The sequence below is a fragment of the Bradyrhizobium sp. DOA9 genome (genome assembly GCF_000617845.2).
Taxonomy (GTDB): domain Bacteria; phylum Pseudomonadota; class Alphaproteobacteria; order Rhizobiales; family Xanthobacteraceae; genus Bradyrhizobium.
The window spans coordinates 835,230-852,498 of sequence record NZ_DF820425.1 but is presented as its reverse complement, the minus strand read 5'-3'; the positions used below and the strand labels follow the sequence as shown (position 1 = coordinate 852,498).

The window sequence follows — 17,269 nt, the reverse complement described above, 5'->3', positions numbered from 1 at the left end:
GTCATTGCGAGCGAAGCGAAGCAATCCAGAATCTTTCCGGAGCGGCAGACTGGATTGCTTCGCTGCGCTCGCAATGACGACGGGGAGTCTGGCGAGCGTCACACCGCCATTGCGGAAATGCACGCTGTGGGTACCCGCCATTCCCCCGCGTGCCTAGCAATCCGCGCGTCCCTCACTACACTGTTCTCGCATTGCCCCTCCACCCCCCGGAACTCCCCGCATGAGCGCCCTGTTTTCTCCAATCAAGCTGCGCGGCCTGACCTTGAAGAACCGCCTCGTGGTATCGCCGATGTGTCAATATTCGGCCGAGGACGGCGTCGCCACCGACTGGCACTTCACCCACATCAACAATCTCAGCCTGTCGGGCGCGGCGATGTTCTGCATCGAGGCGACGCATGTCGAGGCGATCGGCCGCATCACGCCGGGCTGTCTCGGGCTCTACAGCGACGCCTGCGAAGCCGCGCTGCATCCGATCCTGCATTCGGTGCGCAAGCATTCCTCCACGGCGATCGCAATGCAGCTCGCCCACGCCGGCCGCAAGGCCTCGAGCGCACGGCCCTGGGACGGCGGCCAGCTGATTCCGGAAGGGCAGGGCGGCTGGCAAACGGTCGGGCCGAGCGCCGTGCCGCACAAGGAGGGCGAGGCCGCCCCGCTGGCGCTGGATGCCGCGGGCCTGAAGCGCATCCGCGAGGCGTTCGTCGATTCGACCAAGCGCGCCGCGCGGCTCGGCATCGACGCCATCGAGGTGCACGGCGCGCACGGCTATCTCTTGCATCAATTCCTGTCGCCGATCTCCAACAAGCGCACCGACAACTATGGCGGCAGCCTCGAGAACCGCATGCGCTTTCCGCTTGAAGTGTTCGACGCGGTGCGTGCAGCATTCCCGGCTGATAAGCCCGTCGGCATGCGGGTGTCGTCGACCGATTGGGTCGAAGGCGGCTGGGATCTGGCACAGACCATCGAATTCGCGGACGCGCTGAAGGCGCGCGGCGTCGACTGGATCGATGCCTCCTCCGGCGGCGTCTCGCCGCTGCAGAAGATCCCGCTCGGCCCCGGCTATCAGGTGCAGTTCGCAGATGCCATCAAGCGCGAGACCGGCCTGCCCACCATCGCCGTCGGCCTCATCACCGAAGCCAGGCAGGCCGAGGAGATCGTCGCGTCCGGCAAGGCCGACATGGTCGCGCTCGCTCGCGGCATGCTCTACGACCCGCGCTGGGCCTGGCACGCCGCCGCCGAGCTCGGCGGCGAGGTCGAAGCCCCGCCGCAATATTGGCGCTCGCAGCCCTCGACGCAGAAGGCGCTGTTCGGCAAGACCACATTCGGCGCGCGGTGACAGCGCGTGTAGCGCGATGGCGGGGTCCGCTGTCGTCCCGGATCTCCGCTCGCTTGTCCGGGACGACTGCCGAGTGTGTTGCGCTCGCTGTCACTCCCTCACGCATCCGTAAAACTCCTCGCCTTCCACCCACCGCAAAACTGGCCTAACCTCTCCGCACTCAACGCCTCGCGGAGGCTGGCCATGCGTTTTCGCTTTCGTAAAACCGCCCATGTGTTCGAGCGCGTCGGTCTTGCCATGGCGGGGGCCGCGTGCGGATTGTTCGTTGGCGCCTATGTGGGCTCGGCGATCTCCACCCTCACCACGCAGGGCTTCCTGCTGCTGATGATGCTGCTTGGCGGCATCGGCTTCTATCTCGGCATCGACACGCCGCAGATGCCTTTCGACGATGCGCACAGCCAGATCGACGCCGCCGAGCTCATGAGCGCCGCCGGCACGCTCTGCGCCACGCTCACGGCCTTCGCCTCGGTCGCCGTGATCGTGCTCCGGCTCGATCCGCACATGGCCTGGACCTGGCTCGTCCTCGTCGGCTGGATCGCCGGCGTTGCCATGCAGATCGTCGCCGGCGCCAAGGCCAGGCTGCGGAAATAGCTCGCTCTTGTGAGGCGCCCGCCCGAAGCGGGCATCGCGATGGATGGCCGCGGGGAAAGGCTCTCAAATTCGAGAGCCCGGTCCTTCACGGCAGGACCCGGCCTGCCTCGACTTCCTTGCAGGGCGCCATCTCCCTCCCTGTCAACCCGTCATCCGGTCAGGGCGTCGTCCGAAGCATTGCACGCGAATCGGACTTGAAGAGTTCATCTTTGCTGCCCATCTTGTGGCGCCCGCAGGTAGAAGTGTACCCTGCACCTTCCGCGGCTTTGATGCGAGGACCTGGGGATGAGCGGACCGGACGGAAGCAGGCAGTTGATCCAAAAGCACGATTTCGTTCAGGTCAGCGCAATCGCCGGGCTTCTCGCCGCAGCGTTCGCCCTGTCCGGCTGCGACAAGCCGGCATCACAGGCTGCGGCTCCGGCACCGCCGTCGGTGACGGTCGCCCAGCCGGTCAAGCGCACCGTCACCGATTGGGACGAGTTCACCGGCCGCTTCGAGGCGGTGGAGGAGGTCCAGGTGCGGCCGCGGGTCGGCGGCTTCGTCAACTCGGTCGAATTCCAGGACGGCGCCATCGTGCGTCAGGGTGACCTGCTCTACGTGATCGACCCGCGCCCGTTCGAGGCGGTAGCCACTCAGGCGGAGGGCCAGCTCTCCGACGCGCGCGCCAGGGTGGAGCTCGCCAAGCGCGAGCTCGACCGCGGTCTCAGCCTGGTGCAGACCAGCGCGGTCTCCGAACAGGTCGTGGATCAGCGCCGCCAGGCCCTGCAGGCGGCGCATGCCGCCGAGATGCAGGCCGAAGGCGCGCTGAAGGCTGCCAAGCTCAACATCGAGTTCACGCATGTGGCAGCGCCCTTGACCGGCCGCGTCAGCCGCCATCTCGTCAGCCCCGGCAATCTCGTGCAGGGCAGCGACACCGGCACCTCGACGCTGCTGACCTCGATCGTCGCGCTCGATCCGATCTACATCTATTTCGACATGGATGAGGCGACCTTCATCAAATACAGCAAATTGTGGTTCGAGGGACGGCGGCCAAGCTCGCGCGATACGGCAAACCCGGTGCAAGTGACTCTCGCCGGCGAGACCAAGCCGTCGCACGAGGGCACCGTCAATTTCCTCGACAATCGACTGGATGTCTCGACCGGCACGCTGCGCAGCCGCGCGGTGGTCAAGAACACGGATCTGTCGATCCTGCCCGGCCAGTTCGGCCGCGTCCGCCTGATCGGCAGCGCGCCTTACGAGGCGCTGCTGATTCCGGACGCTGCGATCGCGACCGACCAGTCCCGCAAGATCGTCTTCGTGGTCAAGCCTGACGACACGGTCGAGGCACGCCCCGTGGTGCTCGGCCCGCTCGACGACGGCCTGCGTGTGATCCGTGAGGGCCTGAAGGCCGACGACCGCGTCATCGTCAGCGGCATCCAGCGCGCCCGCGTCGGCGCCAAAGTCGCCCCCCAGACCGCGCAAGCCCCGGCCGGTGGCAAGCCATGAATCTTGGCCGTCTCTCCATCAACCAGCCCATCCTGGCGATGGTGCTGTCGATCGTGCTCCTGATCGTCGGCGCGCTCGCCTACACGACGCTGCCGGTGTCCGAATATCCGCAGGTGGTGCCGCCGACCGTTGTCGTCACCACGCAATATCCCGGCGCCTCCGCGCAGACCGTGTCCGACACGGTCGCAGCTCCGATCGAGCAGGAGATCAACGGCGTCGAGGACATGCTGTATCTCTACAGCCAGGCGACGTCGAACGGCCAGCTCACCATCACCGTCACCTTCAAGCTCGGCACCGACCTCGACAAGGCCCAGGTGCTGGTGCAGAACCGCGTCGCCATCGCGCAGCCGCGCCTGCCCGAGGAAGTGCAGCGCAACGGCGTCACCACGCGCAAGAACTCGCCCGACATCCTGATGGTCGTGTTCATGTTGTCGCCCGACGACACGTTCGACCAGCTGTACATCTCCAACTACGCGCTGCTCCAGGTTCGCGACCAGCTGTTGCGCCTCGACGGCGTCGGCGACATCCAGATCTTCGGTGCGCGCGACTATTCGATGCGGCTGTGGCTCGACCCCGACCGCACCGCCAATCTTGGCCTGACCTCGGCCGAGGTGCTGGCGGCGATCCGCGCCCAGAACGTTCAGATCGCCGGCGGCCAGATCGCGGAGCCGCCGATCACCGACCGCGCCTTTCAGCCGAACCTCACCTTCACCGGGCGATTGAAGGACCAGAAGCAGTTCGAGGACATCCTGATCAAGGCCGGCTCCGACGGCCGGGTCGTGCGATTGCGCGACGTGGCGCGCATCGAGCTCGGTGCCTTGTCCTACAGCACCAACAGCTTCCTGCTGCGAAAATCCGCCGTCGCCATGCTGGTGACGCAGCGGCCGGGCTCGAACGCGCTTGCGACCGCGAAGAACATCTCGGATACCATGACGCGGCTCAAGGAGAGCTTCCCGAGGGGGCTCGACTACAACATCGGCTACAACCCGACCGAGTTCATCGCCCAGTCCGTCCACGAGCTGATCAAGACCATCTACGAGGCCATGCTGCTCGTGGTCATCGTGGTGCTGGTGTTCCTGCAGGGATGGCGGCCGGCGATCATTCCGATCATCGCGATTCCGGTGTCGCTGGTCGGCACCTTCGCGGTGATGGCGGCGCTGGGCTTCTCCATCAACAATCTCACGCTGTTCGGCCTCGTTCTCGCCGTCGGCATCGTGGTCGATGACGCCATCGTCGTGGTCGAGAATGTGGAGCGGCATCTCGAACATGGCCTCAGTCGTCGCGATGCGGCGCTGAAGACGATGGAGGAGGTCGGCGGCGCGCTGGTCTCGATCGCCCTCGTGCTATGCGCGGTGTTCGTGCCGACCGCCTTCCTCGGCGGCATCTCCGGGCAATTCTTCCAGCAATTCGCCGTGACCATTGCGGTCGCGACCGCGATCTCCTGCTTCTGCTCGCTGACGCTGTCGCCCGCGCTGGCCTCGCAGATCCTCACGCCGCACGCAGAGAAGCGGCCGCCGGCCGCCTGGAATGTCATTGCGCGTGGCTGGAACGCGTTCACAGGCGTGTTCAATCGCGTGTTCGATCGGCTGGCGCATGGCTATGCGAGCCTCGCCAACTTCGCCATCAGGCACTCGGTCGTCATGCTCCTGATCTACGTCGTGCTGATCGGCAGCGCCGGCTGGCTGATCGCGACCACGCCGCAGGGCTTCATTCCGGCGCAGGATCGCGGCTATGTCATCATATCGGTGCAATTGCCGGGGGCGGCGTCGCTGGCGCGCACCACCGAGATCGTGCGCGAGATCGAGCGGATCTCGCTGGATACGCCGGGCATCGTCCGCGTCGCCGCCTTCGCCGGATTCTCCGGCGCCACCCGCACGCAGGCCGGCAATGCCGCGGCGCTATTCCCGGTATTCGACGAGCCGGAGGCGCGGCTGAAGAAGGGCCTGTCCGCCACCGCCATCACGGCCGAGCTGCGCAAGCGGCTGTCCGCGATCCAGGGCGCCTTCATCATCGTGATTCCGCCGCCGGCCGTGCCCGGCATCGGCACCGGCGGCGGCTTTGCCATCCGCATCCAGGATCGCCAGGGCCGCGGGCCTGAAATGCTCGCAGCCGCCACCGACGAGCTCGTCGCCGCCGCGCGCAAATCGCCCTCGCTGCTCGCCCCCGCGGTGTTCTCGCCGTTCACGGCCAACACGCCGCAGCTCTTCGTCGACATCGACCGCACCAAGGCACAGAAGCTGGGCGTGCCGATCTCCAACATCAACGACACGATCCAGACCTATTTCGGATCGACCTATGTCAACGACTTCAACCTGTTCGGCCGCACCTACCACGTCACCGCGCAGGCCGACTTCCCGTTCCGAAAGGAGCCGAGCGACCTTGCGCGCCTGCGCACGCGCAATGCGTCCGGCGACATGGTGATGCTCGGCAGCGTGGTCGAGTTCAAGGACGTCTCGGGACCGGACCGCGTCGCGCGCTACAATCTCTATGCGGCGTCCGAGCTCCAGGGCGAGCCGGCGCCGGGCACCAGCTCGACCACCGCGCTCAACGCCATCAAGCAGCTCGCGGACGACACCTTGCCGAGCGGTTTCACCTTCGAATGGACCGACCTGTCCTATCAGCAGGTCACGGGCGGCAATGCCGGTCTCTACGTGTTCCCGATCTGCGTGCTGTTCGTCTATCTCGTGCTCGCCGCGCAATATGGCAGCTGGACGCTGCCGTTCGCGGTGATCCTGATCGTGCCGATGTGCCTGCTCGCCGCCACCATCGGCGTGCGCATCATGGGCCAGGACGTCAACATCCTCACCCAGATCGGCTTCGTCGTGCTGGTGGGACTGGCGGCGAAGAACGCGATCCTGATCGTCGAGTTCGCACGCGACATCGAGAACGAAGGCAAGCCGCGGCTGGAGGCCGTCATCGACGCCTGCCGCCTGCGCTTGCGGCCGATCCTGATGACCTCGTTCGCCTTCATCCTCGGCGTGCTGCCGCTGGTGATCTCGACCGGCTCAGGCTCGGAGATGCGCCAGGCGGTTGGCGTCGCCGTGTTCTTCGGCATGATCGGCGTCACCCTGTTCGGCCTCCTGTTCACGCCGATCTTCTACGTCGTGGTGCGGAACCTGGCGGAAGGGCGGCGCGACAAGAAGCCGGAGGCGGTGGCCTGAGGTCTGTGAGGTTGGGCGCGCAGAGTCCCATACTAACGATCAATATGAAACGGGTGGGCGCACGCGGGGTTCTTCACTACTATCCGCGCGATTTCACAGAAGAATGCTAGGAGTCAAACATATGAAATCAGCACTTTTGGCCGCAGCGGCCTCGGCTCTCTTGATTGCGGTTCCCGCCTCCGCGCAAGGCGTCAAGATCGGCATCCTCAACGACCAGTCCGGCGTCTATGCCGATTACGGCGGCAAATGGTCGGTTGAAGCGGCCAGGATGGCGATCGAGGATTTCGGCGGCGAGGTGCTGGGCCAGAAGATCGAGCTCGTCACTGCCGACCACCAGAACAAGCCTGACCTCGCGAGTTCGATCGCGCGGCGCTGGTACGACGTCGAGAACGTCGACATGATCACGGAGCTGACGACCTCCTCGGTCGCGCTCGCGATCCACGAGCTCTCCAAGGAAAAGAAGAAGATCGACATCGTCGTCGGCGCCGCGACCTCGCGCCTCACTGGCGATGCCTGCCAGCCCTACGGCTTCCACTGGGCCTACGACACCCGCGCGCTCGGCGTCGGCACCGGCGGCGCGCTGACCAAGGCCGGTGGCGACACCTGGTTCTTCCTCACCGCGGACTACGCCTTCGGCTATGCGCTGGAGAAGGACACCAGCGAGATCGTCACCGCCAATGGCGGCAAGGTGCTCGGCTCGGTGCGCGTGCCGCTCAATTCGTCGGACTTCTCCTCCTTCCTGCTGCAGGCGCAGAGCTCGAAGGCGAAGATCGTCGGCCTCGCCAATGCCGGCCTCGACACCACCAACTCGATCAAGCAGGCGTCCGAGTTCGGTATCGTCGCAAGTGGCCAGAAGCTCGCGGGCCTCTTGATGACACTCGCCGAAGTCAACGGCCTCGGTCTGCAGGCCGCGCAAGGCCTGGTGCTGACCGAAGGCTATTACTGGGATCTCAACGACAAGACGCGCAATCTCGGCGAGCGCTTCCTCAAGCGCACCGGCCGGATGCCGAGCATGATCCACGCCGGCACCTATTCGGCGACGCTGAGCTATCTGAAGGCCGTCAAGGCTGCCGGGACCAAGGATCCGGATGCCGTCGCCAAGAAGCTGAAGGAGCTGCCGGTCGACGACGACTTCGCGCAGGGCGGCAAGGTGCTCGAGAACGGCCGCATGGTCCACGACATGTATCTGTTCGAGGTCAAGAAGCCCTCGGAGTCGAAGAAGCCCTGGGACTATTACAAGCTGCTCGCCACCGTCCCCGGCGACAAGGCCTTCTTCACCGCCAAGGAAAGCGGCTGTCCGCTGACGAAGTGACGCTCTCGTGTCCCGGACGCGCCGCAGCTTGAAACGCTGCTGCGCAGAGCCGGGACCCACCCTCTCCGGGCGTGCAGGCCTGACTGGGTCCCGGTTCAGCGGCGCAGCGTTGCACGCTGCACCGCGCCCGGGACACGTGCGCGCTTCACTTCACCAACCGCACCACCACCGCCCCCAGCGCCCCGACCCACAGCGCCATGGCGGCGAGCGCCTGGATCGCAAAGCCGGTGCCGCGCTTGGCCACGGCTTGCGAATAACCGGCGAAATAGACGATCCGGCCGATGATCCAGATCGCGCCGATCCCCGCCGCGATAGCGTCGCTGATATAGATCGCGAACAGCCAAAGGGCTGGCAGGACGATCGGCATCCATTCCAGCGTGTTCATCTGGATGCGGAAGGCCCGTTCGAAATCCGGATGGCCCGTCATCGCAGGCACCTTGACGCCGGTCCTGGTGCGCGAGCGCGAGACGTTGATGGAGGTGAAGAAATAAAACGCGATCGCCAGCAGCGTGACGAGAGCGGTGAAATGGTACATCGCAAATCCCCCAAAGCGTTTTCGAGCGAAGTGGATACCAGTTCGCGTAAAGAAAACGCGTCAAAATGGAATCCAGGCAGATTGCGCTTCAATAGCCGGTCAGCTCGAGATAGCCAACGCCGTCATGCGTGCCGGCAAAGCTGATCGGGCCTTCCCAGTACGAGAAGCCGGTCCCCATCCAGGCGTTCGGATTGAGCGGCTTGCAGAGAATCGAGAACGATCGCGACGGAATCGCGATCTGCCATTCTACCGGCAGCTTGCGTCCCGCGACGTCCGCCGTCGCGTGCGGCGTCATCTGGATGTCGCCGCCTGCGATCATCTGCGTCTCGCCGGCTGCGCTGATCCAATTGCCGAACGGATAGTCTTTGCCGTCCTTCTGCCGCAGCCGGTACAGCATCAGCTTGTCGCCGGATGACAGATGCAGCGACAACCAGTCCCAGCCGGTCTGGTCGGCATCGAGCGGCTGACTGCTCCATTCCCGGTCCATCCAGGCCTGGCCCGAGACGCCGATCGGCTTCTCGTCCATGCTGAGCGTGCCGCGAGCGCGGTAGAACGGCTGGCTGTAATAATAGGACGCCTGACCACGCTCCGACTTGCGGCTGTAGCCGCGATCGCCCTGCAAGACGACCGGACGATCGGCGTCCAGCGTCAGTGTGTAGCTGAAATCGGTGCCGGACGCCTTCAGCGTCAGCGGCGCCAAGATGCGGTCGTCGGTGCGCTCGACGCCCTTCATCTCCCAATCGTCGATCCAGGCGGCAAACGGCTTTGCGGTGACGCCGGCTTGCCCGACGCCACCGCGTGAAAACGTCTCAGAGAAGCGGTGGGTGTCGGCACGCGTCACCGCCGCATGCGCCATCCACACCTGTTGATTGGCCCAGCCTTCGCCTTGCGGGCCCGGCTGTGCCGCCTGTCGGAACAGCGTCCATTGCAGGCCGCAAGGAGCGCCGCGCGCGTCGACGAGGTTTGCCGTGAGATACCACCACTCGATCCGAAACTCCGGATGCGGTCCGTGATCTCCGGGAAAGGTGAACGCCCTTCCCGGCGTTACCTTTGCAAACCCATCGGCGGTCTCGCCGAGCCCGGCATAGCCTTGCGCACTCGCACGACGTGCCAGCGCGAGGGCGGCGATGCCGGCCGCAAAGCCGCGCCGCGATATCTTGTCAGCGCTCATTGGCAAACACCTTGACGAGGTTCGCCGGCTGCATCCGCGCCAGCCGCAGCATCGGCAGCAGCGCCGCCAGCAGCGAGGCGAACAGCGCCACCGCGACCAGCTCCACCAGCTGCAACGTGAAGACGTGGAACGGCAGCCGCCAGCCGAATGCTTTCACGTTCACGATGGCAATCAGGCACCACGCTACAAGAAGACCGAGCGGCACGGCCAGCAGTGCCGTGAACAGCGCCACCGAGAGCGCCTTGGTCAGCTCGATCGCGGCAAGGTGCGGCCGCGTCAGGCCGATCGCCCACAGCGGCGCAAGCTGCGGCAGCCGGGAATTGGCCAGGGTCAGCAAGCTCGTGAGCAAGGCGATGCCGGCGACACCGAGCGTGAAGGCGTTCAGCGCCGAGGTCACCGCGAAGGTGCGGTTGAAGATGCGGATCGATTCCCTCTTCACCGTCGCCTGGTCGGCAACGCTGCGGTCGTCGAGCCCGAACTGCTTCTGCAAGGCCGCGATCAGGCCGGGGATATTTTCTCTCGCGACGATCAGGCCGATCCGGGTCTGGGGCGTCTGCGGAAACTGCCGGATCAGTGCGGCGACGTTGACCGTGAGCTGACCCTTGGGGTTGCCGTAATCGGCATAGATGCCGACGATATCGAGCTCCCAGCTCCCGCCCGGCGCCGGCACCTCGACGACGTCGCCAATCCGCACATTCAGCCGACGGCTCAATTGCTCGCTGATGAAGGCGGCATTGCCCGGCACCAGCCGGGTCCAGGCGCGCGGCGCGGTCCCGAGCAGCGGCCAGCGCTCGCGATAGAGCGCGTGATCGGGCAGGCCGAGCAGCTCGACCGGTTGGCCCTGGATTTGCGCCTCGGCGCGTCCGCCCGAGAGGATCGCCCGAACATCGCTGCGATCCTTCAGCCAGTTCCGGATCGCGACGCCTTGCGCATTGTCGGAGGCGCTGACGTAGACGTCGGCGGCGAGTCGCCCGTTGAGCCAGCCGAGGAAGGTCCGGCTGAAGGTCTCGACCATGGTCGAGACCCCGACATTGACGGCGAGCGCCAGCAGCAGCGCCATCAGCGCCAGCGACAATCCGGAAAGCTGCTGCCGGCTGTCCGCCCAGAACCACAGCGCGAGCGGGCCCCGCGCGAGGCGCTGACCTGCGAGCAGGATGATGTCGAGCAAGGCGGGCAGGATCAGTGCCGCGCCGAACATCAGGGCGGCCAGCACGCCGAAGCCTGCGATCAGCGATTGTCCGTACTGCAGCAGCAGCAGCGCAACGAGGAACACGGCGCAGGCCGCACAGCTCTGCAGGATCAGCCAGCGGCGTTGCCGCTGCTGCCAGGCGCCCGGCTGTGCGGTTGCCAGCACCGGCATCCTGATCGCCTTGATCAGGCTGGTCGCCGCCGCCACGAGCGCGCCTGCAACGCTGATGCCGATGCCGGCCAGCCACCATTCGCCTTGCAAGCTGAGCTGCCCAGGAATCTGCGCGCCATAGAGCCCGCGCAGCGAGGCCGCGACGTCGGGCAGCAGGGCGGCTGCGATGACATAGCCGCAAGCGAGCCCGATCAGCCCTGCGACCAGTGCCAGGGCAACCAGCTCGATCACCAGCACTGTGTTGACCAGCCGCGCCGAGGCGCCACACGCGCGCAAGGTGCGCAGCATCGGCAGCCGCTGCTCGAAGGCAAGGCCCACGGCCGAATTGACGATGAACAGGCCGACGAAGAACGACAGCAGGCCGAAGGCGGTGAGGTTGAGATGAAAGCTGTCGGTGAGACGCTCCAGCTCCGTCTCCGCGTTCGGCTCTATCAGCTGCAACTGCTCGCCGACGACGCTCGCGAGCGGTGCGGGCTTGCCCTTCGGCTTGCCGAGTAGCAGCCGCGAGACCTGATCGGGCTTGCTCAGCAGCCGCTGTGCCACGCCGATATCGACCACGAGCACACCGGGCGCGAGCTGCGGCTGGACGCGCAGCGGCGGCAGCTTTGCGCCGCTGCTGATCGCCGGGGCCGCGCCTTCCGTTACTTCCAAGTCCCTCAGCGTCTCCCGGGCAGCCAATGCCTGGCCGGGCGGAGCAACGAAGCTGCCGAGATCCGCGGCCCCCAGGCGCGGCGCATTGCCGACGTCGACCGGCAGCGTGACCGGCTCGATGCCGAGCAGCCGCACCGAATGCCCGCCCACCTGGACGCGTCCCTCCAGCACCGGCGACACCGGCCAGCCGGCGCGGCGGAGCTTTACGAACAGCTCTTGCGGGAAAGTCGCAGCATTGGGAGCGACCAGCATCGCCGTGCGCACGCCGCCGAACGTCGCCGCGGCGCGGTCATAGGCATTGCGGGCCTGCTGGTTGATGGCCTGCACCCCGCTCCACAGCGCCGTGGCGGCGATCAAGCCGATGAGCAGCGTCGCGAACTGCATCTTGTGGCGCCGCCAATGGCTGAGCAGCACGGCGAGAACCCAGAGCGCGCGCCTCATGAAATGCGCCCCGCATGCAAGGTGAGATGACGGTCGAGCGTGGCGGCCAGATGCAGGCTGTGCGTCACCATCAGGAATCCGCAGCCGGTGCGCGCGACGAGATCGCGCGTCAGCGCCAGCACGTCCTCGGCGGTGGCCTCGTCCAGATTGCCGGTCGGCTCGTCCGCCAGCAGCAGCGAGGGTTTTGTCGCCAGCGCCCGGCCAATCGCGACCCGCTGCTGCTGGCCGCCCGATATTTGCTCTGGATAACGCTTGAGCAGGCTGCTTAAACCGAGCCGCTCGACAAGCTCCTTGCTCCAGGCCGCATCATGCCGTCCGGCGATCCGCGCCTGAAAGGCGAGATTGTCCGCGACGGAAAGGCTCGGGATCAGGTTGAACTGCTGAAAAACCAGGCCGATGCGATCGCGCCGCAAGCTGGCCCGTCCCGCATCCGAGAGCTTGGTGACCTCGGTGTCGCCCAGCCGGATCGAGCCGCCATCGGCGGCGTCGAGCCCGGCAATCAGGTGCAGCAGCGTGCTCTTGCCGCTGCCGGATTCACCGGTCAGCGCAACGCGCTCGCCGGCCTTAAGGTCAAGGTCGACGCCGCGCAGAACGTGGACGGGTTCGCCGGCCGAGGAGAAGGTCTTTGAGAGGTTTCGGATGCTCAGCACGGGCCTGCCACTTTTCTTCCACCTCTCCCATAGGGAGAGGTCGCGCCGAAGGCGCGGGTGAGGGGTTACGGTCTCTCAAGAGGCCCGAGACCCCTCACCCGATTTGCTGCGCAAATCGACCTCTCCCCGGCGGGGAGAGGTGAGGATGCTGCGTAGCACACCTGATGCGGAAATGCCGGGGTTGCGTTGGCCCTGAAGCCGCTGTTAGCTTCCAAGACGGCCAAATCAAAAAGTGCCGAAAAGGACATGCGGGGAGAATGATGAGCGCTCAGGGAACGCCGAACGTGACGGCTGGGACGACTACAACGCCGAGGGGCGCCTGGACCATTACATTTCTCCTCTTTCTCTTCATGGTGGTGAACTTCGCCGACAAGATCGTCGTCGGTCTCGCCGGCGTGCCGATCATGACCGAGATGAAGCTCAGCGCCGAGCAGTTCGGCCTGCTCGGGTCCTCGTTCTTCTTCCTGTTCTCGATCTCGGCCATCGTGGTCGGCTTCATCGTCAACAAGGTGCCGACGCGCTGGGTGTTGTTGACGCTGGCGGTGATCTGGGCGGTGTCGCAGTTCCCGATGGTCGGCACGGTCTCCTTCACCACGCTCTTGATCTGCCGCATCGTGCTGGGCGCCGGCGAAGGGCCGGCCTTCTCGGTCGCCGCGCACGCCATCTACAAATGGTTCCCCGACGAGAAGCGCACGCTGCCGACCGCGATCCTGTCGCAGGGGTCGGCCTTCGGCGTCATCCTGGCGGTACCGGCGCTGAACTGGATCATCGTCAACCATTCCTGGCACTACGCCTTCGGCGCGCTCGGGGTCGTCGGCCTGATCTGGGTCGCAGCCTGGCTCGCGCTCGGCAAGGAAGGCCCGCTGGAGGATACCGAGGTCCTGGCTGCCACGGAGCCGAAGATTCCGTACGTGCAACTGCTGACCTCGCGCACCTTCCTCGGCTGCGTGATCGCGACCTTCGGCGCCTATTGGGCGCTGTCGCTCGGCCTCACCTGGTTCACGCCCTTCATCGTCAAGGGGCTCGGCTTCTCGCAGAGCCAGGCCGGCTTCATCTCGATCCTGCCCTGGGTGTTCGGCGCCACCATCGTCCTGCTCACCGGCTGGATCTCGCAGGTGATGATGGCCCGCGGCTCCACCACGCGCGTCTCGCGCGGCGTGCTCGGCTCGGTGCCGCTCATCATCGGCGGCCTGATCCTCGCCACGATGGCCCATGTCGACGGCGCCGGCCTGCAGATCGCGGCGCTGGTTGTCGGCTCCGGTCTCTGCGGCGCGATCTACGTGGTCTGTCCGCCGATGCTTGGCGAGTTCACTCCGGCCTCGCAGCGCGGCGCGGTGATCGCGATCTACGGCGCGCTCTATACGCTCTCGGGCATCATCGCGCCCAGCGTCATGGGCGCCGTGATCCAGCGCTCCGGCAGCATGCTCGACGGCTATCTGACCGGCTTCGCCATCAACGCGGTGGTCATGATTGGCTCCGGCATCATCGGCCTGCTGCTGCTGTGGCCGAACACGGAGAAGGCCAGGCTGATGCGTGGTGCGGCGGCGCAGGGCGCGGCGCTGAAGGGCGCGGTGTCGCCGACGTAAGGCGGCCTCTTCTTACCCTCTCCTGGAGGGGGAGGGTCGATCGCGCGAAGCGCGAGCGGGGTGGGGTGATCTCTCCACAGGCACACTGTTGGAGGTGGAGAGACCGTCACCCCACCCCGTCTCACATTTCGCTGCGCTCAATGTGAGCCGACCCTCCCCCTCCAGGGGAGGGTAAGTGGCAATGCCGCGCTAGCTTGCCAAACGCGCCGCGGACGACGAACCAGATTGCGGTGTCACCACGTCCGAGGTGATCGTCGCCTCGTAGCCGTCTCCTTGTGGTTATGAGTCCCGACAATTGAATTTGTGTCGATCCTGACGGCTCAATTTGCTTTCGCCGGCCGCCGTTCCGTGAACGGCGACAGCGCCACCGTCGCCAGCATGAAGATCACGGACGCGCCGAACACCCAATGCGGCGCGCTCTGGTCCATGATCCAGCCGAACAGCAGCGGTGAGACGATGCCGCCGAGGTTGAAGCCGGTGGAGACGATGCCGAAGGCGCGCCCCGCGGCACCGGCCGGCGCGGCATTGCGCACCAGCATGTCCCGCGACGGCGCGATCACGCCGGAGAGGAAGCCTGCGGTCGCCATCGTCGCCGTGAGGGCCCAGCCCGGCAGCGTCACCAGCGCGATCAGCAGCACGATGGCCGCATTCGCGGCGAAGCAGGCCGCCGCGACATAGCCGTGACGCTCGGTGCGGTCGGCGAGGAAGCCGCCGGCGAGCACGCCCGCGGCGCTTGCGGCGAGGAACGCGGTCAATGCGACATTGGCGATCGAATAGGACGTGCCGTAGCCGCTCATCAGCGCCACCACGCCGAAATTGTTGATGCCGGCGACCGACAGGCTGAGCAGCATGAACAGCGCGGTCAGCGTGATCAGCGCCGGCGTGATCACCGCCTGCTTCGGCGCGCTTGCGCTGCCCGGCTTCTTCTTGTGCGCGCCGGCCTCGGGGATGCCCATGGTGACCAGCAGCACGGCCACCAGAATGGCGATCGCGCCGGAGGCGATCAGCGCGCCGACGCCGCCCCACACCGTGACCAGCGCGGCCACGATCGCCGGCGTCACCGCGCCGCCGAGATAGCCGGCGAATGTGTGGACCGAGAAGGCGCGGCCCATCCGCGCCTCGTCCATGTGCTCGGCCAGGATCGCGTAATCGGCGGGATGATAGACGCTGTTGGCGAGCCCGAGCAGCACGGCGCAGGCGATCAGCGCGGCGTAGCTGAGGTGCAGGCCGAGCAGGATCAGGGCGCAGCCGCCGAGCGTCAGCCCGATCAGCAGGATTTTGCGCGCGCCAAAATGGTCGACGAGATAGCCGGTCGGCGCCTGCGTCAGGCCGGAGACGACGGCGAGCGTGGTCAGCGAGAAGCCGAGCTCGACATAGCCGACGCCGAGCTTCTCCTTCAGGAACGGAAACAGCATCGGCAGGACCAGCAGATGAAAATGGCTGACCCAATGCGCGATCGAGATCCCGGTCAGCGTGCGCAGCGCGCTGTCCGCCTTGCCTTGCTGCGGTGCGGCGAGAACGTCGACCATTGCAGTTCCGTTTCACTCCCGATGGACGGCAAACTATCGGGGCAGGCGGTTATTTGTCCATGAACGCAGGCGCATGGCAGGTAGTGCGGGCGGGACGCACCGTTCGTGAGGCGAACTCACACCCTCACAACGGCTCGTCGTCCGGGCCATAGCGATCGCGTTTTGGCGTCGCGATGTCGCCGTCTTCGTAATCGTCGTCGTCAATGTCGCGCGGCGGTGGTGGTTTTTTCGCCTTTTCGTCCGCAGTTTTCGGCGGCGCGTTCGGTTTGGCGGTCTTGGCCATGACTATCCCGGGATGGTGATGCTGCATCCGTCTAATCGGAATATATGGCCCCGTCCTGATCTTGCTCAAGCTTGGCGACGAGGTCGTCAGCGCACCACCGGCCCGCCCGCCTTCTTCCAGGCATCGATGCCGCCGGCGATATGCGCGGTGTTGAGGAGCCCCGCCTCCTTTGCAGCCGCAACGGCCATCGCCGAGCGTTCGCCGAAGGCGCAGAAGAACACCACGCGGCGGCCGCTAGCGGCCACGACCTCACGCAGCATGCCGCCTGGCTTGAGGCTCTCCTCGACGGAAGGATAGGGCGTGTGCAGCGCGCCTTCGAGCATGCCGTGCTTCATCCGCTCGTTGGTCTCGCGCAGATCCACCAGCAGGATGTCGGGCCGGCCGAGGCTGCGGATCGCCTCGGTCGCGCTGAGCGCGCGGCCCTCTTTCTCGAGCTCCTCCTGATGCAGGCCGACATGCATGTTGGCGGGCACCGCGACGTCCATCATCTTAGGATTCGGCAGCTTCAGGTTGGCCATCAGCTCGATATATTCGTCGACCGAGCGCACCTGGAGCCGCGGATTGAAGCGTTTCTCCTCGCCGATGGTGGAGACGGTGTCGCCCTTGTAGTCATGCGCCGGAAACACCATGGTCTCGTCCGGCAGCTTCAAGAGGCGGTTGAAGATCGAATCGTATTGCGCGCGCGCCGAGCCGTTCTGGAAATCGGTGCGGCCGGTGCCGCGGATCAGCAGCGTGTCGCCGGTGAAGACGCGGTCGCCCATCAGATAGGAATAGGAATCGTCGGTGTGGCCCGGCGTGTACATCACGTCGAGCGACAGGCCTTCGATCGTCACCTTGTCGCCGTCGGCCACCCGCATGGCGACCACGTCGGCCTTGGTCTGATCGCCCATCACGGTCATGCAATGGGTGCGGTCGCGCAGCTCGCCGAGGCCGGTGACGTGGTCGGCATGCAGATGCGTGTCGACCGCCTTGACCAGCTTGAGGTCGAGCTCGCGCAGCAATTGGCAATAGCGATCGACCTTCTCCAGCACGGGATCGAGGATCAGCGCCTCACCGCCGGCGCGGCTGGCGAGGACGTAGCTGTAGGTGCCCGAAACGCTGTCGAAGAGCTGGCGGAAGATCATGGCAGGACCCGGCTTGGAACTGGCTTCCAAGATTCTACTACAGTACGGGTCAGAAAG

At 66.0% G+C, this 17,269-nt stretch carries 13 protein-coding genes; 6 read left to right on the top strand and 7 right to left on the bottom strand.

Going from position 1 to position 17,269, the window contains the following annotated elements; translation table 11 throughout:
- Positions 1 to 220 precede the first annotated feature (220 nt).
- The 5 genes from BDOA9_RS03930 (at position 221) to BDOA9_RS03910 (ending at position 7,882) form a co-directional block, all read left to right on the top strand.
- The gene (locus BDOA9_RS03930; protein ID WP_025032648.1) at positions 221 to 1,333 is read left to right on the top strand and encodes an NADH:flavin oxidoreductase/NADH oxidase; all 1,113 of its coding nucleotides are present in this window, start codon (positions 221 to 223) and stop codon (positions 1,331 to 1,333) included.
- 183 nt (positions 1,334 to 1,516) lie between these two features.
- A complete protein-coding gene (locus BDOA9_RS03925) occupies positions 1,517 to 1,924 on the top strand; it encodes a hypothetical protein (RefSeq protein WP_025032647.1) in 408 nt (135 codons plus the stop codon).
- Positions 1,925 to 2,209: 285 nt separating this feature from the next.
- A complete protein-coding gene (locus tag BDOA9_RS03920) occupies positions 2,210 to 3,409 on the top strand; it encodes an efflux RND transporter periplasmic adaptor subunit (protein WP_025032646.1) in 1,200 nt (399 codons plus the stop codon).
- A complete protein-coding gene (locus tag BDOA9_RS03915; RefSeq protein WP_025032645.1) occupies positions 3,406 to 6,570 on the top strand; it encodes an efflux RND transporter permease subunit in 3,165 nt (1,054 codons plus the stop codon). The genes BDOA9_RS03920 and BDOA9_RS03915 overlap by 4 nt, the downstream gene beginning before the upstream one ends.
- A gap of 121 nt (positions 6,571 to 6,691) precedes the next feature.
- Positions 6,692 to 7,882, top strand: coding sequence for an ABC transporter substrate-binding protein (locus BDOA9_RS03910; protein WP_025032644.1), 1,191 nt, complete (start codon positions 6,692 to 6,694; stop codon positions 7,880 to 7,882).
- 145 nt (positions 7,883 to 8,027) lie between these two features.
- On the opposite strand, the gene BDOA9_RS03905 is transcribed toward BDOA9_RS03910, so the two are convergent.
- The 4 genes from BDOA9_RS03905 to BDOA9_RS03890 form a co-directional block, all read right to left on the bottom strand.
- On the bottom strand, positions 8,028 to 8,417 hold the full coding sequence (locus BDOA9_RS03905) for an MAPEG family protein (RefSeq protein ID WP_025032643.1): 390 nt from the start codon (positions 8,415 to 8,417) through the stop codon (positions 8,028 to 8,030).
- An 88-nt stretch (positions 8,418 to 8,505) separates the two neighbouring features.
- Positions 8,506 to 9,588, bottom strand: a complete 1,083-nt coding sequence (locus tag BDOA9_RS03900; protein ID WP_025032642.1) for a lipocalin-like domain-containing protein — start codon at positions 9,586 to 9,588, stop codon at positions 8,506 to 8,508.
- Positions 9,578 to 12,040: an FtsX-like permease family protein gene (locus tag BDOA9_RS03895; RefSeq protein WP_025032641.1), complete on the bottom strand. Its 2,463-nt coding sequence runs from the start codon at positions 12,038 to 12,040 to the stop codon at positions 9,578 to 9,580. Before BDOA9_RS03895 ends, BDOA9_RS03900 begins: the two co-directional genes overlap by 11 nt.
- Entirely contained in the window at positions 12,037 to 12,690 is a 654-nt protein-coding gene (locus BDOA9_RS03890; protein WP_025032640.1) for an ABC transporter ATP-binding protein, read from the bottom strand. Before BDOA9_RS03890 ends, BDOA9_RS03895 begins: the two co-directional genes overlap by 4 nt.
- A gap of 260 nt (positions 12,691 to 12,950) precedes the next feature.
- Between BDOA9_RS03890 and BDOA9_RS03885 the strand changes: the two genes are divergently transcribed.
- Positions 12,951 to 14,276, top strand: coding sequence for an MFS transporter (locus BDOA9_RS03885; RefSeq protein WP_025032639.1), 1,326 nt, complete (start codon positions 12,951 to 12,953; stop codon positions 14,274 to 14,276).
- A gap of 320 nt (positions 14,277 to 14,596) precedes the next feature.
- Here the strand turns inward: BDOA9_RS03885 and BDOA9_RS03880 are convergent, their stop codons facing one another.
- From BDOA9_RS03880 to BDOA9_RS03870, 3 genes are all read right to left on the bottom strand, one after another.
- On the bottom strand, positions 14,597 to 15,805 hold the full coding sequence (locus tag BDOA9_RS03880) for an MFS transporter (RefSeq protein ID WP_025032638.1): 1,209 nt from the start codon (positions 15,803 to 15,805) through the stop codon (positions 14,597 to 14,599).
- A gap of 124 nt (positions 15,806 to 15,929) precedes the next feature.
- Positions 15,930 to 16,088 carry a hypothetical protein gene (locus BDOA9_RS37665; RefSeq protein ID WP_042335466.1) on the bottom strand — a complete coding sequence of 53 codons (159 nt, stop codon included), beginning with the start codon at positions 16,086 to 16,088 and terminating at the stop codon, positions 15,930 to 15,932.
- An 86-nt stretch (positions 16,089 to 16,174) separates the two neighbouring features.
- Positions 16,175 to 17,212: an MBL fold metallo-hydrolase gene (locus BDOA9_RS03870; RefSeq protein WP_025032637.1), complete on the bottom strand. Its 1,038-nt coding sequence runs from the start codon at positions 17,210 to 17,212 to the stop codon at positions 16,175 to 16,177.
- Positions 17,213 to 17,269: the final 57 nt, after the last annotated feature.